This window comes from Microcoleus sp. S36b_A4, from assembly GCF_036700645.1.
Taxonomy (GTDB): domain Bacteria; phylum Cyanobacteriota; class Cyanobacteriia; order Cyanobacteriales; family Microcoleaceae; genus Microcoleus.
Map to the genome: position 1 here is coordinate 54,719 of NZ_JAUBPI010000008.1, position 20,751 is coordinate 75,469.

Consider the following 20,751-nt stretch of genomic DNA (forward strand, 5'->3'; position numbering starts at 1 on the left):
GCAGTTGGCAGTTGGCAGTTGGCAGTTGGCAGTTGGCAGTTGGCAGTTGGCAGTTGGCAGTTGGCAGTTGGCAGTTGGCAGTTGACTGTTGGCAGTTGGCAGTTGGCAGAAGAAATAAAAAAAATTGTGCCTTCTTCCCTCTTCCTGACATCCGTTACATCCGTTACATCCGTTACAGAATCCGTTGCCGAACTTCCCTCTTCTTTCTCTATGATTCCAGTTATTTCGACTATTCCTCTGGTGCAGCTTGCTTCGGGCGATCGACTTTCACTGCAAGTCTATCAGTTTCAAGGTGCGATTCCGGGCAAAAAAGCTTATCTGCAATCTAACCTCCACGGCGCTGAGATTAGTGGTAATGCGGTTATTTACCAATTAATTGAGTTTTTAAGGTCTTTGGACAGCAGCCAGTTAAGCGGGGAAATTTGGCTGGTTCCGGTTTGCAATCCTGTGGGTGTAAGTCAGCGATCGCACCATTTTTCTCCTGGTCGCTACAATCTTTATGATGGGGTAAATTGGAACCGGATTTTCTGGGATTTTGAAAAGCAAGGGGAAGATATTCTGGGTTTTGCTAATTCTCACATTCACCTCGATGCCGATACTGTCAAAGTTAATTACAGAAAAGCGATTGCTTTGAGTTTTGCGAAAGAGTTGGCAAAAATTAATGCTCCTAGTTGCCGCCCCTACAGCGAACTTTACCGATATCAGCTACAATCTTTGTGTTTGGATGCGGATTATGTGCTGGATTTGCACAGTTCTACGAATCAAAGTTTAGATTATCTTTACTGTTTTAATTCCCGCGAGGAGAGTGCGAAAGCTTTGTTGCTCGATCGCGCTATCTTGATGAATGAGTACGACGGCGATGCTTTTGACGAGGCGTTTCTCAAGCCTTGGCTGGCTTTGGAGAAGGTTTTGGCCCAGTTGGGAAGTGCGATCCACTTTGATGTGGAAGCTTGGACTTTAGAATTAGGTTCGGGGATGGAAATGAATCCCGATTCGGTGGCGAATGGCTTGCGGGGCATCAAAAATTACTTGGCAAGTAAGGGTTTATTGAAAATAGATGGATTTCCTCTGCCGGAAACTGTGAATCATCAAGTTATTTTTACCCCCAAGAATTCGGTGTTCAAATACTACGCGCCGGCGGGCGGGATGATTCAAAATCGAGTTCTATTGGGGAGTTATGTCAAAAAGGGCGATCGGCTTTATCAAATTCTCAGCTTTAATAAGAATGGGGAATTTCCGAGTTTGGTTGATGTTTTTGCTGAGTCGAATGTTTTCATTTTTGATGTTTCGACCAATCAGTCAGTAAATCAAGGAGAGTATGTGTTGTCGGTGATGGCAGATTGAGAATACTAAGAAACCGCGATTTTGTAGGGGCGGTGCCAAGAATGCCCGCCCCCTCCCACTCAAGATTAGTCCCAGCCGAAGTCTCGATCGCACAATTCGGCTAGTCTTTGGTTGTGCGATCGAAAATATGCTCTCAATTGCTCGTATACTGTCTCGCTGATGGGGGGATATTGGGTGGCGTTGTATTTTTCGTAGGTTTGTAGTTGGTGTGGCGGTAAATCTAGAAATTCTAAGACGCTGTTGTATGTGCCGAAGGGATTGGTATATAAGTCTTCGCTTTTGAGGATTAAAAGTTGTGATTTGGGAAAAAGTTTTATCCAGGCTGGGAGTTGATCGGCGTAAATGCCGCGGGTTAGATAGCTGTGGTGTTGGTGTTCGTAACTGTAGTAGTTTGGGTTGGTTTGGAGTTTTTCTATTTCGCCTTTGAGTCTTTCGGGCTCGGCGGCGATCGCACTTTCTAATGATAGGGATTCGTAGCCTATTTTGATATAGTAATAATAGTGGGAGATTGCGCGTTCTACTGGGTTTCTCAGCAGGGCGATTATTTTAACTTTCGGACATAAATCATAAATTCGCTGGGGAACTTGGGGGTGACAGATGTAGTAGGGGCTGGCTTCTCCGGTTAGTAGATTTTGGCTTGTTTGGGGCTGGGGAAATTGGGCATAGTACCAGTCTGGGCTTTTGTCGAATTTTAAGTCGAAGTAATGGATTTCTTTTTGGGCGGCGGGGGCGATTTGGGGATGTTGGATTAAGTAATTGTACAGGGATGTTGTGCCGCCTTTTTGGGCGCCGATGATGATGAAGTCTGGAGGTTTGGAGGGTTGTTTCATGGGTGGGGATGGTAGGTTTATATTTTGCAATTGTACTGACAGTGTTTCGGATTTGGCATTTGTACCGATAGTCCGCCGGGGGGGCAAACGAAAATTCGATCGCACTTGGGGGCATTACCACAATTTGATCGCACTTGGAGGCATTACCACAATTCGATCGCACTTGGAGGCATTACCACAATTCGATCGCACTTGGAGGCATTACCACAATTTGATCGCCCAATTTACATTTGAGCGCACGGATACGCCTAATTACAATTCGATCGCCCACTCTACATTCTAGATTCCGGTGGTTGAAACCGAGCCTAAACAAACAAAGCCTGCAAGGGATGGGCAATACGTTGGATAAGATCGCGATCACTGTTTTTGGGTGATCAAATTCACTCGCGCTCTTGGTACTGACATTTCTATTTAACTCGATTAGAGTGGAGTTAGGGAACTCTCATCCTTGCGGGGCAAATCTTTCTCTGAAAAATATATTATCGGTGGCGATTTTGCTTGGGGGTTTGTGGGTTTTATTTTTCAGCCAAGGTACAGATTTAAATTTGTGCAAGAGGCTGATATGCAAGTTGCAAAAAATGGGAACAATAAAGATGGGATTGTACTGTCGAGCAGTAAGTACCAGCAATACCATCTCTGAAATTATTCAGGAAGGCGTCAATGTTTAAGAGCAAATTATCCAGAGTTATCGTATCCCTGCTGCGGCGGATTGCTGGTGTTACCAGATCCGGGGCCAAGCGGCTGATGAGAGCAATGCTGCAAACCCTGATGGCTATGGGCCGGAGGGCGAGACTGCCGGTGGCGGGGTTTGTGCTGCCCACGGTGACGATGGTGTTGCTGGTAGTGATTTTGTTGACTGTGGCGATTACCCTGCGATCGTTCGATCGGGCGAATACGGCGCGTAACGTGCGCGTGAACCAGCAGGTGCTGGCGGCCGCGACTCCCGCGCTCGATCGGGCGAAAGCTAAAATTGAATATATGCTGCGGGAAGACCCGCAAAGACCAACGGCGACTCCATCCGATGCAGAAATGTACCGGATAATGTCCTCTTATGATGCCACAAATGACTTTTATACTTTTGGGGACGAGAAGCGACTGATCCTGAGAGCGTCTCTTACGGGCGCTCCAAACCTTACCAACCCTAATGATGACCCACAATTAGGGCTTTTGATCGGCACACCTGCAAGGGAAAACGAGGCGCTAAATACTGCCTGGAGATATCCCGTCGATACGAACAACGACGGCAAATTTGACACTTTTACTCTTTACGGAATATACTTTCGCACCCCAAAAACGCAGAGACCGAGAAGGGAACTGGATGCCAGAACACCCCCAATGCAAACAGGAAGTCTCAACCCAGCTTGCACCCAAGGAGAAGGAACAGTTGCAAGTTTGGTGGGCGACTCGGGCTGGGAGAGAAGAAAGGGTAGGCTCCAGAAAAGTTTCTTTGTTTACACGGTTAACGTACCCATAACCGCTACAGATATCACAGCGAGCGCGTTGGATGCTAATCAATATCAAGCTTTCCAGGGAACTCCCAGCATATCTGCCCTAGAATACCAGCAAGACCAAAGCCGCATTCCCCTCAGCAACAATGCAGTTGTGTATGAAGACGATCTAGATATATCTCCCGGACCTCCGCTAAACCTAAACGGGCGGATACTTACAAATAGCAATTTATTGGTATCGGGTTTGAGCGCTCCCGGAAGCATAAGACTATTTCAAGTCAGCAGCCAGCAATCTTGTTTTTACGATAGAGAAAATAGCAAAATTGTTGTAGGAGGTAATGTAGTAAACGGGACTGCCAGCTCAGCGATTACAAATGCCGTAGCAGTAGATCTTTTCCACAGCATTAACAACCCAAACCCCCCGGGTTCAGACGGGGTGACAATTAACAATGCTACCAATCAATCTGTTAACGACAACATTCTTCGGGTACTGTACAACAACAACGCTTATTCCGCTCGGTTAAATGCGCTGGTACAAGGTCAAATGCAAGCAGATACAACAGGTGCGACTGACCCGGTTTCCGTTCAGCAAGCGCAGGACGCCCCCAAAAGTCAGACTCGCGCTCAAGCGCTGGAAGATTATTTTAAAGAACGGCTGCGGAAAGTTCCTTTTGCAGAAGCACCCCTCGGAAGCAACGGAGGAGTAGTTCCAGGAGTACCCCTTACTTCTTACATTCAAGGCAGTGGGAATAGCCTGAGACCCAGTAATAATAATTGGAGCTTTCCTGTTACTGAAACGGCACCTGGCGTAGGTAGTACCGCAGGACCGACTACTCTCACGATCCGTCCGGCTCAGCTACCATCACGAAATCCCGCTGATATAGATCCTGGTAGCGACGAACAAAATTTGGGGGAAAGAGTCGTCGTTGGTAACAACTTGCCTGCACAGCGCTGGAATGGCACCAGCTTTGTCAGTGACGAGCAACAGGTAGACAGCACAACTACCTGGACAGGAGGAGGCCGATTTCGCACCCGCACACCGCAAGGAACCAAACTTGCTGACGTGGGAGCAACGGGTCGCGGCAACGGTACAGGGGAAACACCACCCCCCACAACTGCTCCAAATCCTCCTTACAGAGACGGTTTCTGGGAAAAAGCAGCGGCTGAAATACCGAGAACTTTCTTGGACAGTGTTGGTGGTCTGCGGGTAATTACCAGCGCCGGAGTGTACGATCGCACCAACTCTTTCCTGCCTCCGCCCAGTTGGATAGATCCTGTTGCTGGCACCTTGAGAAGTGGCCCAGCATCCGTGACTGTAAACCCTCCCGCTATCAATACTTACGACGACCCAGAAACTCCGGCGCCGGCTGTGGAGCAGTACCCTGTAGTGTGGCCAGACTCGATGCCGATGTCACCCTTGGGGCCGGGGTCTCAAGTGTATAACAACAGTAATGTGGTGGTAAATGGTATTGCTGCTGGAACTTGGGGAAACTGGAACGCTGCTTGGTCGTCGGCCCCCGCGGCTCCGGCTCTGCCAGACGCCACGAACCTGCCAACTGCACAGAACAATCCTAATTTTGTTCGTGAAAACGCTGCGACAGCTCGCCAATTTGCCAAAGGCGACTTGCGGATGCGGGCAACAGCAGTTTATCACTATGCAAACAGTGGCTACGATCCAACAACGCTAGCAGCCGCACCAATAGGAACCCAACCACAGCAAACCCCCCTAGCTTGTATCAGCAGCTACTACGACCCCAGTAACGCTTCAACAGCGAGAAACATCACCACCACAGGACTGCTGCCGGATGTCAGCGGACAGGGAGCAGCCGCACCCATTGTGGTAAGTGGCACGCTACCGACACTGGGAACACGGCAGGCATTTATCGGCTCGAACAACGGCATCACCTACGGCCCTCCGACCAGACCGCGACCTGGTGGTAATTCTACTCCGAACCCCGCTACAGGCTTGCTGAGCGGTAGTGGAGATACAATTTTGGAAACCCAGGCAAACTTGGTCTTCCCGGACGGTAGGTTTGCCAATGGGCCGTTGAGAACCGCCCTCCAAGTCCCAGCAGCCCAGCGCACGCTAGCACAAAATGCAGCTATTGACTCTACTAATTGCGCGCTACAGATTCTTGATGGTACTATCGGTGCTCCTAATCCGGCACAGATTCCCCACGGGGCAATTCAAGAAGTAGCATTTTTGAACGGCAGAGAAGTCAAGGCGATCGACCGCGACAACCTGGCCAGTAATAATGTTAACGAAGCCTTTACCCTCAGCAGTCCCCTGCCTGCCAATCCCCAAGCAGCAACTTTAACAGGCAATTACGACCAGCCCCTAGAAGAACGGCAACCCCTAGAAATTCGGGCTACTCAGTTAGACCTCAATGCCTTGCGCGGGCAAAACATTGCAGGGCCCAACGCTACTCCACCCGAGTGGTTGCTGCCCAACAGCGGGATTATCTATGCCAGCCGAGATGACGCATTGCCAGATCGCAGCGCTAGATTCGCAAATCCTGCCCAAAGCACAACAGTCAGTCCTACAGACAACCTGCTCGACCCCACCCGCAAGCCTAACGGCATTGTCTTGATTAACGGACAGCAGCTATTTCGCGGCGGCGCAACCCCCACACGACCAAATAACATCAATGCTGTAGTCAGAGAAAAAGGGCTAACATTGGTATCAAATTTGCCGGCTTACATCCAAGGAGCCTTTAACCTTCACGGCACCATTCCGGCTCCTGCTCCGGGTGTTCCACCCAATAATAATCCTGTGCCCGTGGAAGAGTTTACGCAGCTAGTCAATCCAACTTGGACAAATTTTTACGGACGCACACAAAATCAGCTTGACCCCAACTTTGCCTGCCGTGCGGGCGACCCGAGGCTCCCAAACTGCACCACGGGCGACTTCTGGAGACCTGCAAATATACTGGCAGATGCAGTCACCCTGCTATCACAAAGTTACCGTTTTGGCTTCCGCAACGAAGGAGATTTTGACCTGAGAAACAATGCAGGCGCGGCTGCTGTGTTGCCCCGCCGACAGCAAGGATTTTTCAATAACAACTTTGTGACTAACGGACTTTCCAGCGGGGCGTTTTCAAATAACGGCAATTTAGTGGGTACACCGAATGCTCCCCTACCAGCGCTAACAGACATTACCTACCAGACTCCTGCTCTCCCGCTATCGAGTTCTTACTTCAACAACTTTGTCACTCCGATCCAGCGGCGCGGGAATTTCCCAGAGTACGTGATGGAAACTTGCATAAAACTGCCGGTGGCTGCGTGTACGAATAATGACTGGTTTGTCAATCCTCTGGCAGCAGCACCAATCTCCGCAACCGATGCAATCACAATTATTCCTCCTGCTGCTCCCACTTATGCAACACCTACTAACAATGCTTCTTTTTATCAAGCTGGGTCAACGGTTGATCCCCCACTGCCAGCATTGCAGCGATTCCCCCGCCGCGTGGCTTTTCTGAGAAACCCCACCACTACTCCGCCCGCCAACCAGTTGGCAACCCCCGCCGCTCCCCAGCCTTTAGGGATTGCTGCAGGAGGAGCGATCGTACCAGGTGCCGCCGGTGCTAATACCAGACCTAATTCTCTGTGGTTTGCCGGAAGTAATGGGCCTGCTGTCAACTTCGATAACGTCAGTGCTCCCTATGTCGTCAACCCCACCACCATTCCTCCCAACACCAGAGACGGAGCAAATGTACTACTACCAGCTTTAACGATAGCATCACCACCACCAGCCACTAGCGGATTGCAGCCACTATTGCTTCCAGTCCCGCAGATCCAAACTTTGTCATCAGCAGCTAATCCTCCAGGCGGGAATATCATGCCCAGAGGGACAACTATTGCCAGAAATACAGGATGGATAGCCCAGGCTGTAAATACCACCTTCAATCTGATTGTCGGAGCGGGTGACACTCCTTCACGGACACTCAATGCCAACACCGGAGACTTTAACGGCGGCTTGCAAAACTTGCCCCGATTCTTGGAAAGCTGGAATAACGGGGGATTCGCTACCAACATCCGAGGCTCTTTCATTCAGCAAAACCGCAGTGCCTTAAGCACTGCACCCTACCAGCCAATTTTGTCGGCCCCGGCATTAGTGAGCCTGTTTCAGCTTCAAGTAGGGGGCCCTTTTCCTGCGCCTGCAAGTATCACAAATACGTACAACACCGATGCTGGGGCGGGGTTGATTCCCTACTTTAGCCCGCCCCTCCGGAACTGGGGTTATGACGTGGGCTTGCTTTCTCAGTCGCCTGATTTGTTTACGCAAAGATTCACCACTCCTGCGACAAGGACTCAGCCTGCTGAATATTTCCGGGAAGTACCTCGCAATGATAATTGGGTAAAAACTCTCATGTGCGGAGTTGTAGCTCCCAATCAGCCGAATGGGGGTCAGATCGCGACTGCTCTGAGAAGTAACTGCCCCACTTAACCCTCTAACTTTCTGCCGCGCAATTACTGGAGTCCTACTTATGACTGAGCAAAACCAACACGAAAATTTATCCCAGCCGCGAGACGGTGGCTACACGATTATCGAGTCGTTGGTAGCGATGATTGTAGTTTCGGTGCTGATGATCGCGATCGCCCCTGTGATGGCCTTCTCAGTAGCGACTCGCGTACAAGCGCGGCGGATGGAACTCGCCACCCAGGTGGCTACAGCTTACATCAACGCTCTGAGAGTGGGGGCGATCAGACCTCCAACTAATCAACGACCTACGATCGGTTTTCCTGCCCGAGATACCTCTTTTGGTACTGCTCCTGCTCCTGCTCCTGCTTCTACAAACCCTCAGAGTAATTTGTACTGCGTTAACTTGGATGAAAACCCAGGTTGTACTGGCAGCAAGGAGTTTTTTGTTCAAGGTGTTTGGCGAAATCCCGCTAATACAACCAATGATCCGACAACAACAGGCTATGAGCTGACTGTGCGGGTTTACCGCGCGGATGGGTTTACCGGAGCTACGATGAAAACTGAACAGCAATCAGTTGCTAATTCCGGTCTTGGCAATCCTCAAGCGCCTTTGGTGGTAATGAAAACACAAATTCCCCCTACTACACAAGGAACTGCGTCCGCGCGTCAGGCATTATGTTCTCAACTTAACTCTCCCTCGAACCCTATAGGAGTTAACACCACTCTCTGCCGTTAATCAAAGCCGTGTTATCAAATCATAATCGCTCCCCCCATTTGACAAAGGAAAAAGTCAAAATGAAAACTTTACTCAGGTTGCTTCTAAAAAGTCAGCACCAACGAAACCGCTCAGGGCCAGTTCAAACAGAAAAGGGCATGACTCTGGTCGAGCTATTGGTCGGAGCGATTATGGCATTTTTAATCATCACCCCGATGCTGGGTTTTGTAGTTGATATGCTGAATACCGACAGGAGGGAACAAGTCAAGGCAAACACCGAGCAAGACATTCAGGCGGCGGTTGATTTCATTGCTCAAGATTTAAATCAAGCTATTTATATTTACGATAATGACACCATCAATAATGCCGCTACCGATGGAACTCCAGGTATCAGAAATCAACTGCCAAATCCGACTGGGGGAACTCCTATTCTCGTTTTCTGGAAACGGCAGCAGGTTAGAAATGCTGTCTCTGTTAATACTGATCCGGCTACTCGCGTACTGCCAATAAATTGTACTCCAGCTACTTGCAACGACACCTATGTACGGTCTTTAGTTGCTTACTATTTGGTTAGAGAAACCCTTCCTCCTAACTCTATTTGGTGTCAGCCGTCAGGAGTCAATTGCCCATCCCGCATAGAGCGCTATGAAATTAGAGAGGGCGTGCGAAATCCCGGCTCAACCACTCCTGCCACATTCTACTACAACAATGCCCAGGCTAATCAAAGTCAACAAGTAAGCCCAGCTTTTAACTCAAATTTTGACTTGAGCCAACCACGGCGGAATGTGACAACTACAGCGGGATTCGCAAATCCAAGTTTTACGGGGCAAAATCCTCAAGTGCTGGTCAATTACATAGACCACACTCAGAAGGTATTGTTAGGAAATGAATGTGTTACTGCTCTAGGCAATCCGACTGTTACATTACCAGGGGCAGCGGCACCAACCGCAGTCGGAGAAAACACTCTAAAAGTAACAGATCCAAATACAAATACAAATAGCTTCTACGCTTGTGTAGATACATCGAGAAACTTAGCCAGAGTTACTATCCGAGGAAACAGCCTGCGTCGTCTTCAAGATAGTAATGTTCCTTCCAGCGCCGACAATGCGGCATATTTCCCAACAGCAAGCGTGCAAGTACAAGGTCTAGGCGCGCAAGGAAACTAACTGATGCCTGAAACACATTTACGAATCGCCGGTCGCCGATAAACAATAGGATAGTACAATGAAAACCCCACCAATATTATTAAAACTTTTGCATAACTCTGCTGCCAAAGCCAGCCCTAAATTCAACAAAACTGCATCCAGCAAGGGCGATGGAGGATTCACACTTCTAGAAGTGCTGGTGATAGCGTTGATCGTAGGTATATTAAGCTCGATCGCCGCTCCAAGCTGGGTGGCATTCATCAACCGACAAAGAGTTCGCACCGTGAACGATCGCGTCCTCCAAACCTTGCGAACTGCACAAAGCGAAGCAAAGCGAACTAAGCGCGATGTCATAGTTATATTCAATCCTACTCCGGCTACTGACCCACCAACAGCTACAATTAACATAATAGATTCCACCCAAAACCCTCCGATACAAACTCCTCCCATACAAACAATGACGTTCGATGCTGGAGGCGAAATCAAACAAGGACAGGTTACACTTTCCACGAATGCACCGGCTGCAACCCCTGCCCACTCAATCACTTTTGACTACCAGGGTAATCGCGTAAATACAAATCAATTTGTAGTAACCGTTGCTCCTGCGGGCGGCGGTACACAGCAGTGCGCGATCGTGGAAACGATCATAGGAGGCATGAGAACTGATGAAGGAGCACCATGTAACTAACTGAGCGTCGATGATAGCTTTCAATAAATTTAATCTTAATCTCTAACAGCAATTCCGCATAAGTTCTGAATTGCTAAAATCTATTAACTTAATTTTTTTTTATATTTCAAATCCTATTAAAACAGTCAAAAAATGCAGCTAGAACTAAAACAAATAATCATCCAGCCAGGAAATCAACTATTACTCAAAAACATAACCAGGCCGATGTTTGAAACCCTACTAATATCATTTCCGGTAACACCGGAATGATTTTGACCGTTGACGGTTGACGGTTGACAGTGAACCGTCAACCGTCAACAGTGCACTCGAATTTACTATTCCGATGCTAACGAATTTGATATTATAACTGCTTAACTAACCAAGCGATCGCCCCTTCAACATCAGCAACCTGCTCAACATCCGCAATCGGCGGCCGCTGCACCATCACCACCGGAATTCCCAGTTCCCTAGCCGCCAAAATTTTCGCATAAGTAGCACCACCGCCGCTGTTTTTACTAACAATAGTATCAATCTGATATTCTAATAATAATTGACGCTCATCTTCCAAAGAAAAAGGCCCCCTTGCTAATAACAATTTACCATTAGGAATAGGAGAATTGAGTGCCGGAGGATCGATCGCCCGCATCAAAAACCAAATAGCATCCAAACCAGCAAAAGCAGCCAATTCCTGCCTACCAATAGTCAGAAACACCCGCTGAGACAGCCCTAATAAAGCCTTTGCAGCCTCCGAGTGGCCCGCAACATCAATCCAGCGATCGCCCTCCACCCTCTCCCAAGGAGGACGCACCAGCATCAAATAGGGCACATTACACTCAGCAGCAGCAACAGCAGCATTAGCAGAAATCTGAGCCGCAAACGGATGAGTAGCATCGATTAAGAAGTCGATCGGGCGATCGTCTCCGTTGGCGTAGCCCCCGTAGGGGCGGGCTGCGCGATCGAGCAAAAACTCCGCCAGCCCAGCCGCCCCACCAAACCCTCCAATTCGCACCGTACCCGTTTTTGGGGTAAAAGGCTGTTGAGTGCGTCCTGCCAGCGAAGATACCACCTCTATTTCAGCAATTTGAGACGCTCTTACCGCCAGTTCAGCAGCATCCCCCGTCCCGCCCAAAATTAGCAACCGTTTTTTCACCAAATTAGTCCTAATAGCAATTTAATGTGAATTTGCACATATCTCGATCCCCCTAAATCCCCCTTAAGAAGGGGGACTTTGAGAAGAATCTTGTCCCCCCTTTATTAAGGGGGGCGCCAGGGTGATCGGATTCTATGCAACCTCATAAAAAATTGGTATAACTTATCCAAGCAACGCCCGCAATTTGGGTTAATAATATGTTTAGTAAAGTTTAAACCGCCAACAACAATGATTCGCTCACTTTTGACATTTTTCACAGTATTAATTGTAACCGGGTTAGTATGGTTGGGAAATATCGGCCCCGTTGCCGCACAAGTACAACCAACAGATATCACCGATCCTCAACAGGAATTGGGAGAACTCGTTCAAAAAGCTTTTGAAGCTACAAATGAAGGCAAGTTTCCCGTCGCTGAAACTTTTTGGACTCAAATCATTGACAAATTTCCCTCACAAGCGGCCGCTTGGAGCAACCGAGGCAACTCTAGAGTCAGCCAAAACAAACTACAAGCCGCTATTACCGACTACGAAAGAGCGATCAAGCTAGCACCCGACGCCCCCGATCCCTACCTCAACCGCGGCACCGCCTTAGAAGGTTTAGGACGCTGGGAAGAGGCGATCGCCGACTACAATCATGTACTAGAATTAGACTCCCAAGATCCAGCCGCCTACAACAACCGAGGCAACGCCGAAGCAGGTTTAGGAAAATGGGAACAAGCAATAGCCGACTACAGCAAAGCCTTTGAACTAGCCCCCGAATACGCATTTGCCCGCGCCAACCACGCCCTCGCACTTTATCAAAACGGGCAAACAAAAGAAGCAATTCGCAACATGAAAAACATCGTCCGCAGATACCCCCAATTTGCCGACATGAGAGCCGCCCTCAGCGCCTGTCTTTGGGAAGCCGGAAATCGCGGCGAAGCTGAAAGCAATTGGGTAGCAGCCATCGGCCTCGACTCCCGCTACAAAGACCTCGATTGGGTTGCCAATAACCGCCGCTGGCCACCACTTGCAGTCAGTGCATTAGACAAATTCTTGCACTTAAAATAATCTCACAACGCCAATGAAAAATTGCGAGCATCCCGATAATTGTGGCATATAATTCCTCAAAGGGATGATCCAAAAACTTGTCAAATGTCACCCGAAGATATATAGCAATCCTCGCATCATTTGTGAATTTCTTCTTACTCCCTCCCCTTGATAAGGGGAGGGTTGGGGTGGGGTCAAACCTTTACGACTCCTGCAAGGATTGCTATAGCAAGAAATAAACTATTGAAGAACAATTCTAACTCTTCTTCCCTGTTTCTTCTTTCCTCAATATTCACCAGTACACCGCTCGTTGCCAAATTCTTTATTCTCAAAACTCGTATTCCACATCTCCAGCAACAATCCTATCCGTCACCAACATTCTGTATAGTTCCAGTTCTTCAACAGTAACTTTTCCGTCAGCCCAAATCGCTCTCTTGATGTCTTCCATTTCATGCTTAGATATCTTGCCATCAGCAACAGCTCGCTCGATTTGAACTTGGAGCCTTTCTAGTTGCCGCGTTTCTTCCGGCGTAGGTTGTTTATCACTCGATCGTGAAACTAACATAGTGGCACTCTCCTAGAGATTGACCTCTACTCTGTACTAAGCCGCCGCAGCAGATATTGTCAACTCAAAGATGCAAAAATTGACAAATAAATGTAACAAAACTACATTTACTTGTCAATAGGATAAAGTGCAAAATTACTTAACAAAATTACATTAGACATCTTGCAAAAATGCTGAGACCCCTCCCCAACCCTCCCCTTAGTAAGGGGAGGGAGCCTAATTTTTCTTGCTTCCCCCCTTACTAAGGGGGGACTGAGGGGGGTGAGTTTTTGACTTTTGCAAGAGGTCTATTTGTTTGTAAATAATACGATGTCAAATCCGCGCTTCATCGTCGGGCGTAAAGTCGAATCAACCTGCCAACAAATAATTCGCGCAATTTTCATTTTATTGACCCCGATTCATACCAATTTAATGTGAACTTGCACATATCTCGATCCCCCTAAATCCCCCTTAATAAGGGGGACTTTGACCAAGCTCTTGTCCCCCCCTTATTAAGGGGGGCTAGGGGGGATCGGATTCTATGCAACCTCATAAAAAATTGGTATGACCCCGATTCAACACTCAACAGCCCACAGTCAACACTCAACACTCAACACTCAACTGAACTAATTCCCAAATCCGCGCAGCCGTCAACTCCTCGACATTCCTGAAAACCGCTGCTGCACCCGCATTTTCCAACACCGCAGCATAAGCCTCGCAGCGCACAGCATCATCCAAAACATGAGGCGGCAAAATACCAGCCCCCAGCCAAACCCGATTTGGTTGCACTTCCCGCGCCTTCACAACCGTGTAAATATCCGCAACAGTATCTCCCGCATAAATCACCGGCAAATTTTCTTCTAAACCGTGCAGATTTTCCAACTGTTCAATTGCCGCGAAAAGTCCAGCCGGATCGGGTTTTCCCGGTGCATCCTCCATCGCCACCAACACCGGAGAATTTAAACTCAGTTTCCCCGACAAAACATAAGCAGCTTCATCCCGCATCGCCCCGCTAAAAAAGCCCCAAACCATGCCCCCAGCCGTTAAATTTTCCAGATAAGCCGGACTTAACAACAGCGGTTCGGTACAAATGTAACCAGTCCAATTTTTCTCATCAGGCCCGCGATAGCGACTTTGGAAAAAAGCCACTAATTCCTCATAATTGAGAGCGAGTTCGTTTCTCGATCGCCCAATCCCCTCAAAATAACGGCAAACTAACTCGAAAGACGCCTGCCAGTCATTATTCCACACACCCTCAGACTTCAGAGAGTCGATATCGAGAGAATTCGGGCGAAAAGCACCCGCCGTGAAATGTTCCACCGCATCCGCAATTGCCCGCCGATAGGAACCGGACACATCCCTCACCACACCGTCAATGTCAAAAACTACAATAATTCTGTTCACAACTTAACCATCCTTGTACCTAGGGCGCGTGAGAACCCAAATTTTATCTGTTCCCAGCCCCTGAGTGGCGCTAAAACCAGCCGCGCCACAAAACTTTTAATGGCCGATGACCAATTATCGAACAGAGTGTGCTACGCTTAGCGATTGTAGAAATTTTTAACAAGTTCGATCGGAACCCTGGAGGTTTGCTTGTCCAAGTTCATCTTAAAAGTTCTCTGGCTAGAAGAGAATGTTGCCCTCGCCGTTGACCAAGTTGTCGGCAAAGGAACTAGCCCGCTGACATCCTACTTTTTCTGGCCTCGCAAAGATGCCTGGGAAGACCTCAAAAACGAACTCGAAGCCAAACACTGGATTGCTGACAACGATCGCGTCGAAATCCTCAACCAAGCCACAGAAGTAATCAACTACTGGCAAGAGGAAGGCAGACGGCGCCCGATGACCGAAGCTCAGTCAAGATTCCCCCTAGTGACTTTTACCGGCAGCAACTAAGCCCAGCTTTAATTTGCTACCCATATACATTGCCTGTTATGGCTGACAAGGGGAAGGAGAGAGGGGAGAAGGCGAGAGGATTTGACGCTTTTTCCACCTCGCCGTGAAAAATACAATTTAAATCCGCTACAGCTTTTCTTGATACTAACTCCGATTTTGGAACCTACTGGAGTTTTGGGCTAGGTCGATTTGAGATTTTAGACTTGAGATTTATCCAAAATAAAGCTCTCAAATCTGATTTAATACAATCTAAAAAGACTAAGCAACCAAACCAAATAAATCTAAAATCGGCTTTTTTATACTCTTGAATTGTACAGTCAGCTCTCAACGTAATTCCCCCGAACCTCCAACCTCAAGCCTCAAAATCCATCCGTTAAATCCGTTAAATCTTGTACACGGATTCCTTCTTCCTGACATCCGTTACATCAGTTAAACAATCCGTTGCCGAACTTCCTTCTTCCTTCTTCGCGGAATCTATGGGCGCCGAAAGTACGATCGACCAGACCGAACAGCTACCGCTGGTAGTAAATCCCGACATTCTCCAGCAAGCAATCCTCTACAAAATTAATACTCGCATAAACGCTCGCGGAGAATTAATTTTCCCCTGCATACCGGGAATGCTAAGCCACTATCTCAAGTCCATAGAAAAGCTATTTAGCACTCTCGACAGACCCCTGCCAGAAGACCGCCGAGACGAACTCAGCAAGCTATTAGCCACCAAGTTAGAACAAGGCTACCGCACCTCCACAGCATCGATGCTGATCCTGCAATACGAATCAGTGCAGCCACCGCAAACCGGTTTAGCTTGCAAAGTCATTGTTACTAGCTCAACAGTTGGAGAACAGTACAAAAGCTGGGTAGAAACCAGAGAACCTCCGCTTTTCGGCTCTCATCCCGATGCAAAATTAATGACCACGGCTGCTAAATTGGGTACACCCGATCGAGTGCGGATTTTGGACGTGGGCGCTGGGACCGGCCGCAATACCTTGCCCCTGGCGAGATTGGGCTATTCTGTAGATGCGATCGAACTAGCCCCAGCTTTTGCAGAACAATTGAAAGCCGCAGTAACAGCCGAAAACCTTCCCGTGACAGTGACTGAAGGCGATGTGCTCGATCCCTTAATGCGGATGAAACCAGCCCGCTACCAGTTGGCAGTTGCCGCCGAAGTCATCTCACATTTTCGAGACAGCGACCAAGTACGGCTTTTCCTCGCTAAAATGTGCGATTCCCTGTCTCCCGGAGGCCTGTTGCTGTTCAGCACCTTTTTAACAGTCGGTGACTATCAGCCCGATGCCCTAGTGCGACAAGTTGCCCAACTCTCCTGGTCTACTTTATTTACCCCCCAAGAACTTGCCACCGCAATGGAAGGCTTGCCCTTAGTCCCAATATCCAACGAATTGGTGTTTGAATATGAACGCCACCACCTGCCGGAAGAAGCCTGGCCCCCGACGCCCTGGTTTCCCAGTTGGGCCACCGGTCGAGATGTCTTCCCAATGGCAAACGCCCGCCCGCCAATGGAATTGCGCTGGATTTTGTGCCGCCGAAGTTAAAATTTTTCTCATTTTTAGGCGGACACAGCAATCACAACGGTTAACCGGCAGTAACAGTTTCCTCAGATATTTTTATTTCAACAGCTTAAATCCGGCTAGCTGTTAATATGACGCTGCCGGCACAGAAAAATTTACAAAAATATATATTAAAATGTAAAGAGAGCGAAGTTCGATCGCCCCTGGGTGACAAACCCAGTGTCTGATTAGATCCAGCGCTTGCCAACCTTTTATTTCTTGCGAAAAATTGGGTGGCTAATGGCAATCGGGCTTGCATAAAATTCGATCGTCATCTTGATGGGTGCAACTAAAGTTAAAATGAATTCAACAAACCTATTCCTCTCGATAGATGACTTTTTAGGGAATAGGATTAGCCAATAGATTAGCTCGCTAGTCAGCGATGCTGCTGAGAAACAAATATGCTTTTAACACGTCCACTACAAGCGTTTGGAGCAATCTTCGGGCACAAACCTTCCACAAATAGATCATCGATCGACCAAAAAACCAGTAAAAATTATTGGGAGGGGAATATTGAGTCCGCTGTAAACGAACAAATTGACTGGTACATCCAAGTGGAAATGCTAATGAGTAACGCTAAATCTTCCTGCACCAATGAAGAGATTACTGCTTGGCTGCGGGGATTGCTGACAATTGCTTGGGCAGACGGCAACTTTGACGAAGACGAGCAAAAAATGATTGCAAATCTAACTCAGGATGAACTACACCCGGTATCTTTTGAGGAGGGCTTTGAACCTATTGCCCCAGAGGAATTAGCCGCTGTGTTAGGGAAAGACACCGCCAAAGGCGAGGATTTTTTGAGGACAGCAGTCATGGTAGCTTTGGCAGACGGTACCTACTCGCTCAGCGAAGACGAGGTAATCTATAAGTTTTGCACAGCTTTGGGGCACAATGTAGAGGCGATCGAAGCTCTGCGACACACCATCGAAGACAGCAAATGCGATGATCCGCAGGGGCCCAGCAGCCAAATAGTTTTTGATGCGAATGTCGCCCCCGCCGCCGGAACACCCCTTTCATCTCGGCTACCTCAACCTCACCACAAAAATGTCCTGCAACCCGTCAAAGACTGGCTTGACGGCTGGGAAATTCACGACCCAAAATTGGCACACTTTGTCTGTAAAATTATTCCGCCCCAGTGTCCGTTTGAGCGAGATATCGTGTTATTTGGTCGCAAAATCGTCCATATTCCGGCGATGTGCCAGATTAATCCGCTTTACGAACAGTTAGTCGGGATGCGCTTTCGAGCTCTCTGCTATTTGGCAGATGAATGTAAGGAAGATGTATCGTCCTATTGTTAGTAGTCAGTAAGCAGTTGTCAGTTGTCAGTTGTCAGTAGGCAGTTGTCAGTAGGCAGTTGTCAGTAGGCAGTTGTTAGTAGTCAGTTGTTAGTAGTCAGTTGTCATTCTTGTGAAATCTTGGATTAATGACTATAACTATTAACCAAGGACTACTAATTAGTCCAGGATGCAAAAACCGGGTTTTTCTAGGACAAAACATCGTTACACCCATCCGCGCCCGTAGAAAAAGCCAGTAGAAAAACCCGGTTTATTCAGTTTTTGTAGGTAAGTCTTGCTAAGAGAAAATTTGCTTTGATACTACTTCAATAAAAGTCTTAGTACAATCCTCAATCTTATACAAATTATTAAAAATCGCAAATTTTGGAGCCGGACACAGCATTGCCGTTTCTCTACAAATGCTCGCTTACAATCTCTCGCTCTGCACTACTTTTAAAAATTGGTATAATTATAATTTTCGGGCAACTGTAAGTTGCAACTAAACTTGGCTGGCGTCTGCCGACCCGGACTAAAGAAAAAGAGAAATATGGTACTTGGATCTGGTATGATAATAACTACTGACTATTGACAACTGACAACTGACAACTGACTATTGACTACTGACTAAATTATGCAATTTATCGATCGAGCAGATATTCAAGTCGCAGCCGGCAAAGGCGGCGACGGTATGGTAGCTTTTCGCAGAGAAAAGTATGTACCGGCGGGCGGCCCCTCTGGCGGGACGGGCGGCAAAGGCGGTTCCGTGTATATGGTGGCAGTGGAAAGCCTGCAAACGCTGCTAGATTTTCAGTACAACCGGATTTTTAAAGCCGATGACGGGAAGCGGGGCGCGCCGAAAAATATGACCGGTGCCGGTGGGGACGATCGCACGATCGAAGTTCCCTGCGGTACAGTTGTTTACGACGCGGAAACTCAGGCAATCTTAGCAGATTTAGTGACGCCCGGACAGACTTTTTGCGTAGCTAAAGGCGGCAAAGGCGGTTTGGGAAACAAGTGTTTTTTGACCAATTCCAACCGTGCTCCAGATTATGCGATGCCGGGAAAAGAAGGTGAACACAAATTTTTGCGTTTGGAATTGAAGCTATTAGCTGAAGTGGGAATTCTGGGGATGCCCAATGCTGGCAAATCCACCTTAATTTCAGCTTTGTCTGCGGCTCGCCCCAAAATAGCAGATTATCCGTTTACAACTTTAGTCCCAAATTTGGGCGTAGTCAGAAAACCGACTGGAGACGGTACGGTGTTTGCAGACATTCCGGGATTGATTGAGGGGGCGCACGAAGGTGCTGGTTTGGGTTACGAGTTTTTGCGGCACATTGAGCGGACTCGGTTGTTGCTGCATTTGATCGATATTACCGATGAAGATCCGATCGCCAATTATGTCACAATTCAGGAAGAATTGAAGGCTTACAGGCGTGGTTTAGCCGATCGACCGCAGATTTTAGCTTTTAATAAGGTAGATGCGATCGACCTCGAAAGCGAAGAAATCGGTAATTTAATCAGCCGAATTAAAGAAATTAGTGGCGCTCCTGTTTTGTTGATTTCCGCCGTTAGTAGAGTTGGATTGGATGAATTGATGCAGCAAGTTTGGCAGAAACTCGACGAGATGAACGAAAAAGAGGCGGCGGAACAGTTAGCAGTCGCGAGTGTTTAATCGCTTTCTGGTTCCTGAAATTTCCGTGAATCGGTAGGTGCTTTTTTGAGGGGTCAATCGATTTTAGATTTTCGATTTTCGATTTTCGATTGAAGCATTGACCCCACGGATCAATTCGGGGGCTGGTTTATCGGATACAGATTTTTTATTTCTGGACAGATGAATCCGGGGGCTTGTATCCTGGATGCTTGATTGTCAAATCTTTCGGCTGTATGGCTTGTGCGGCAAGGGTTTGAGCCTCTATGATCTCATAAAATATCTTGGACATCTATCTACGAAGTCAGTTTTTACTAAGTAAATCTTTAATTTTTTCAATAGTAAATGGAGGATATTTCCTATGAATCATTGCATGACAGTTAGGACATAGTGGACATAAATCTTGAATAGGATTAACTTCATATTCTTGATTAATTTCAGATAAAGGAATTATATGGTGAACATGAATAAAACCTTTACCTATTTCTCCAAAAACTTTTTCAAAGTTAAACTTGCAAACATAACAATTTAGCCCATAATGTTCAATACATTCTTTGCGAGCTTGATTATTTCGTTCATAAGCATTAACTTGTATTTGACGGATAGAACCTTCTTTAAAAGTTTTAGTTTCCTCTGCTTCTCCGACTTCATCAGGAAATATTAGCGTATCATCGGAGACACTAAAAGAATCGAAAAGCTGTTCAAAATCAAGCTTGGGTATAGTTAACATTTTGCAAACTAAAACATAGAGTTCTTCTTCAGAATATTCTTTAAATCCTTCATAAATTTCTTTCTCACAACGCCATAACTCTCTCTGCCACCAGCCTCTACGCCTATTTTCATGGTAAGGATCAAAAGCATCTCTCAAATTTTTGATTGTATTAGCGGAAATTCCAAGTAGAGAGCCTATTTTTTCATGGGTATCAGTCCTATTACCAAATCCCAATTTCTGATAAGCATATCTATCAAATCTTGAAAGATAATAAGCTACTATATAAGCATAGGGGGAATTACAATCACCCAAGGAGTCTATAAGACGATTCCAGTTATAAGGTTTTTTCACAATTAAAATTATTCAT

Annotated in this window: 16 protein-coding genes; 11 read left to right on the top strand and 5 right to left on the bottom strand. The window is 47.3% G+C overall.

All coding sequences use genetic code 11. The features are described 5' to 3' along the window. Positions 1–210: 210 nt before the first annotated feature. The gene (locus QUA03_RS04255; protein WP_333210044.1) at positions 211–1,344 is read left to right on the top strand and encodes a succinylglutamate desuccinylase/aspartoacylase family protein; all 1,134 of its coding nucleotides are present in this window, start codon (positions 211–213) and stop codon (positions 1,342–1,344) included. 65 nt (positions 1,345–1,409) lie between these two features. On the opposite strand, the gene QUA03_RS04260 is transcribed toward QUA03_RS04255, so the two are convergent. Next, a complete protein-coding gene (locus QUA03_RS04260; RefSeq protein WP_333209960.1) occupies positions 1,410–2,174 on the bottom strand; it encodes a sulfotransferase domain-containing protein in 765 nt (254 codons plus the stop codon). On the opposite strand from QUA03_RS04260, the gene QUA03_RS04265 reads away from it, so the two are divergent. The 5 genes from QUA03_RS04265 (at position 2,173) to QUA03_RS04285 (ending at position 10,593) form a co-directional block, all read left to right on the top strand. Continuing rightward, entirely contained in the window at positions 2,173–2,457 is a 285-nt protein-coding gene (locus QUA03_RS04265) for a hypothetical protein (RefSeq protein ID WP_333209962.1), read from the top strand. The genes QUA03_RS04260 and QUA03_RS04265 overlap by 2 nt on opposite strands. 377 nt (positions 2,458–2,834) lie before the next feature. Then, entirely contained in the window at positions 2,835–8,069 is a 5,235-nt protein-coding gene (gene hpsA / locus QUA03_RS04270) for a hormogonium polysaccharide biosynthesis protein HpsA (RefSeq protein WP_333209964.1), read from the top strand. Positions 8,070–8,109: 40 nt separating this feature from the next. Continuing rightward, positions 8,110–8,781 (top strand): hormogonium polysaccharide secretion pseudopilin HpsB, encoded by a 672-nt coding sequence (gene hpsB, locus QUA03_RS04275; RefSeq protein WP_333209966.1) that lies wholly within the window; start codon positions 8,110–8,112, stop codon positions 8,779–8,781. Positions 8,782–8,840: 59 nt separating this feature from the next. Beyond that, the gene (gene hpsC / locus QUA03_RS04280) at positions 8,841–9,926 is read left to right on the top strand and encodes a hormogonium polysaccharide secretion pseudopilin HpsC (protein WP_333209968.1); all 1,086 of its coding nucleotides are present in this window, start codon (positions 8,841–8,843) and stop codon (positions 9,924–9,926) included. A 58-nt stretch (positions 9,927–9,984) separates the two neighbouring features. Continuing rightward, complete coding sequence (locus QUA03_RS04285) at positions 9,985–10,593, top strand: prepilin-type N-terminal cleavage/methylation domain-containing protein (protein WP_333209970.1); 609 nt, start codon at positions 9,985–9,987, stop codon at positions 10,591–10,593. A gap of 340 nt (positions 10,594–10,933) precedes the next feature. Here QUA03_RS04285 and QUA03_RS04290 read toward each other — a convergent pair whose 3' ends face one another. After that, a complete protein-coding gene (locus QUA03_RS04290) occupies positions 10,934–11,722 on the bottom strand; it encodes a cobalt-precorrin-6A reductase (RefSeq protein WP_333209972.1) in 789 nt (262 codons plus the stop codon). A 228-nt stretch (positions 11,723–11,950) separates the two neighbouring features. Between QUA03_RS04290 and QUA03_RS04295 the strand changes: the two genes are divergently transcribed. Then, a complete protein-coding gene (locus QUA03_RS04295) occupies positions 11,951–12,769 on the top strand; it encodes a tetratricopeptide repeat protein (protein ID WP_333209974.1) in 819 nt (272 codons plus the stop codon). Between the two features lie 307 nt (positions 12,770–13,076). Here QUA03_RS04295 and QUA03_RS04300 read toward each other — a convergent pair whose 3' ends face one another. Both QUA03_RS04300 and QUA03_RS04305 read right to left on the bottom strand, forming a co-directional pair. Next, a complete protein-coding gene (locus tag QUA03_RS04300; RefSeq protein WP_333209976.1) occupies positions 13,077–13,313 on the bottom strand; it encodes a hypothetical protein in 237 nt (78 codons plus the stop codon). Between the two features lie 582 nt (positions 13,314–13,895). Further along, a complete protein-coding gene (locus QUA03_RS04305) occupies positions 13,896–14,696 on the bottom strand; it encodes a TIGR01548 family HAD-type hydrolase (RefSeq protein WP_333209978.1) in 801 nt (266 codons plus the stop codon). 177 nt (positions 14,697–14,873) lie between these two features. Between QUA03_RS04305 and QUA03_RS04310 the strand changes: the two genes are divergently transcribed. From QUA03_RS04310 to obgE, 4 genes are all read left to right on the top strand, one after another. Then, positions 14,874–15,185 (top strand): 30S ribosomal protein PSRP-3, encoded by a 312-nt coding sequence (locus tag QUA03_RS04310; protein WP_333037125.1) that lies wholly within the window; start codon positions 14,874–14,876, stop codon positions 15,183–15,185. A 389-nt stretch (positions 15,186–15,574) separates the two neighbouring features. After that, positions 15,575–16,735: a class I SAM-dependent methyltransferase gene (locus tag QUA03_RS04315; protein WP_333209980.1), complete on the top strand. Its 1,161-nt coding sequence runs from the start codon at positions 15,575–15,577 to the stop codon at positions 16,733–16,735. A gap of 416 nt (positions 16,736–17,151) precedes the next feature. After that, positions 17,152–18,048 (top strand): Mo-dependent nitrogenase C-terminal domain-containing protein, encoded by an 897-nt coding sequence (locus QUA03_RS04320; RefSeq protein WP_333209982.1) that lies wholly within the window; start codon positions 17,152–17,154, stop codon positions 18,046–18,048. Positions 18,049–18,655: 607 nt separating this feature from the next. Then, positions 18,656–19,696, top strand: coding sequence for a GTPase ObgE (obgE, locus tag QUA03_RS04325; protein WP_333209984.1), 1,041 nt, complete (start codon positions 18,656–18,658; stop codon positions 19,694–19,696). A gap of 280 nt (positions 19,697–19,976) precedes the next feature. Here the strand turns inward: obgE and QUA03_RS04330 are convergent, their stop codons facing one another. Next, positions 19,977–20,735, bottom strand: coding sequence for an HNH endonuclease (locus QUA03_RS04330; protein ID WP_333209986.1), 759 nt, complete (start codon positions 20,733–20,735; stop codon positions 19,977–19,979). Positions 20,736–20,751: the final 16 nt, after the last annotated feature.

Coding starts and splice junctions, on each gene's coding strand:
- QUA03_RS04295 (WP_333209974.1), top strand. CDS start 11,951: ATGATTCGCTCACTTTTGACATTTTTCACAGTATTAATTGTAACCGGG.
- QUA03_RS04320 (WP_333209982.1), top strand. CDS start 17,152: ATGCTTTTAACACGTCCACTACAAGCGTTTGGAGCAATCTTCGGGCAC.
- QUA03_RS04285 (WP_333209970.1), top strand. CDS start 9,985: ATGAAAACCCCACCAATATTATTAAAACTTTTGCATAACTCTGCTGCC.
- QUA03_RS04255 (WP_333210044.1), top strand. CDS start 211: ATGATTCCAGTTATTTCGACTATTCCTCTGGTGCAGCTTGCTTCGGGC.
- QUA03_RS04260 (WP_333209960.1), bottom strand. CDS start 2,174: ATGAAACAACCCTCCAAACCTCCAGACTTCATCATCATCGGCGCCCAA.
- hpsB (WP_333209966.1), top strand. CDS start 8,110: ATGACTGAGCAAAACCAACACGAAAATTTATCCCAGCCGCGAGACGGT.
- QUA03_RS04265 (WP_333209962.1), top strand. CDS start 2,173: ATGGGTGGGGATGGTAGGTTTATATTTTGCAATTGTACTGACAGTGTT.
- QUA03_RS04300 (WP_333209976.1), bottom strand. CDS start 13,313: ATGTTAGTTTCACGATCGAGTGATAAACAACCTACGCCGGAAGAAACG.
- hpsA (WP_333209964.1), top strand. CDS start 2,835: ATGTTTAAGAGCAAATTATCCAGAGTTATCGTATCCCTGCTGCGGCGG.
- hpsC (WP_333209968.1), top strand. CDS start 8,841: ATGAAAACTTTACTCAGGTTGCTTCTAAAAAGTCAGCACCAACGAAAC.
- obgE (WP_333209984.1), top strand. CDS start 18,656: ATGCAATTTATCGATCGAGCAGATATTCAAGTCGCAGCCGGCAAAGGC.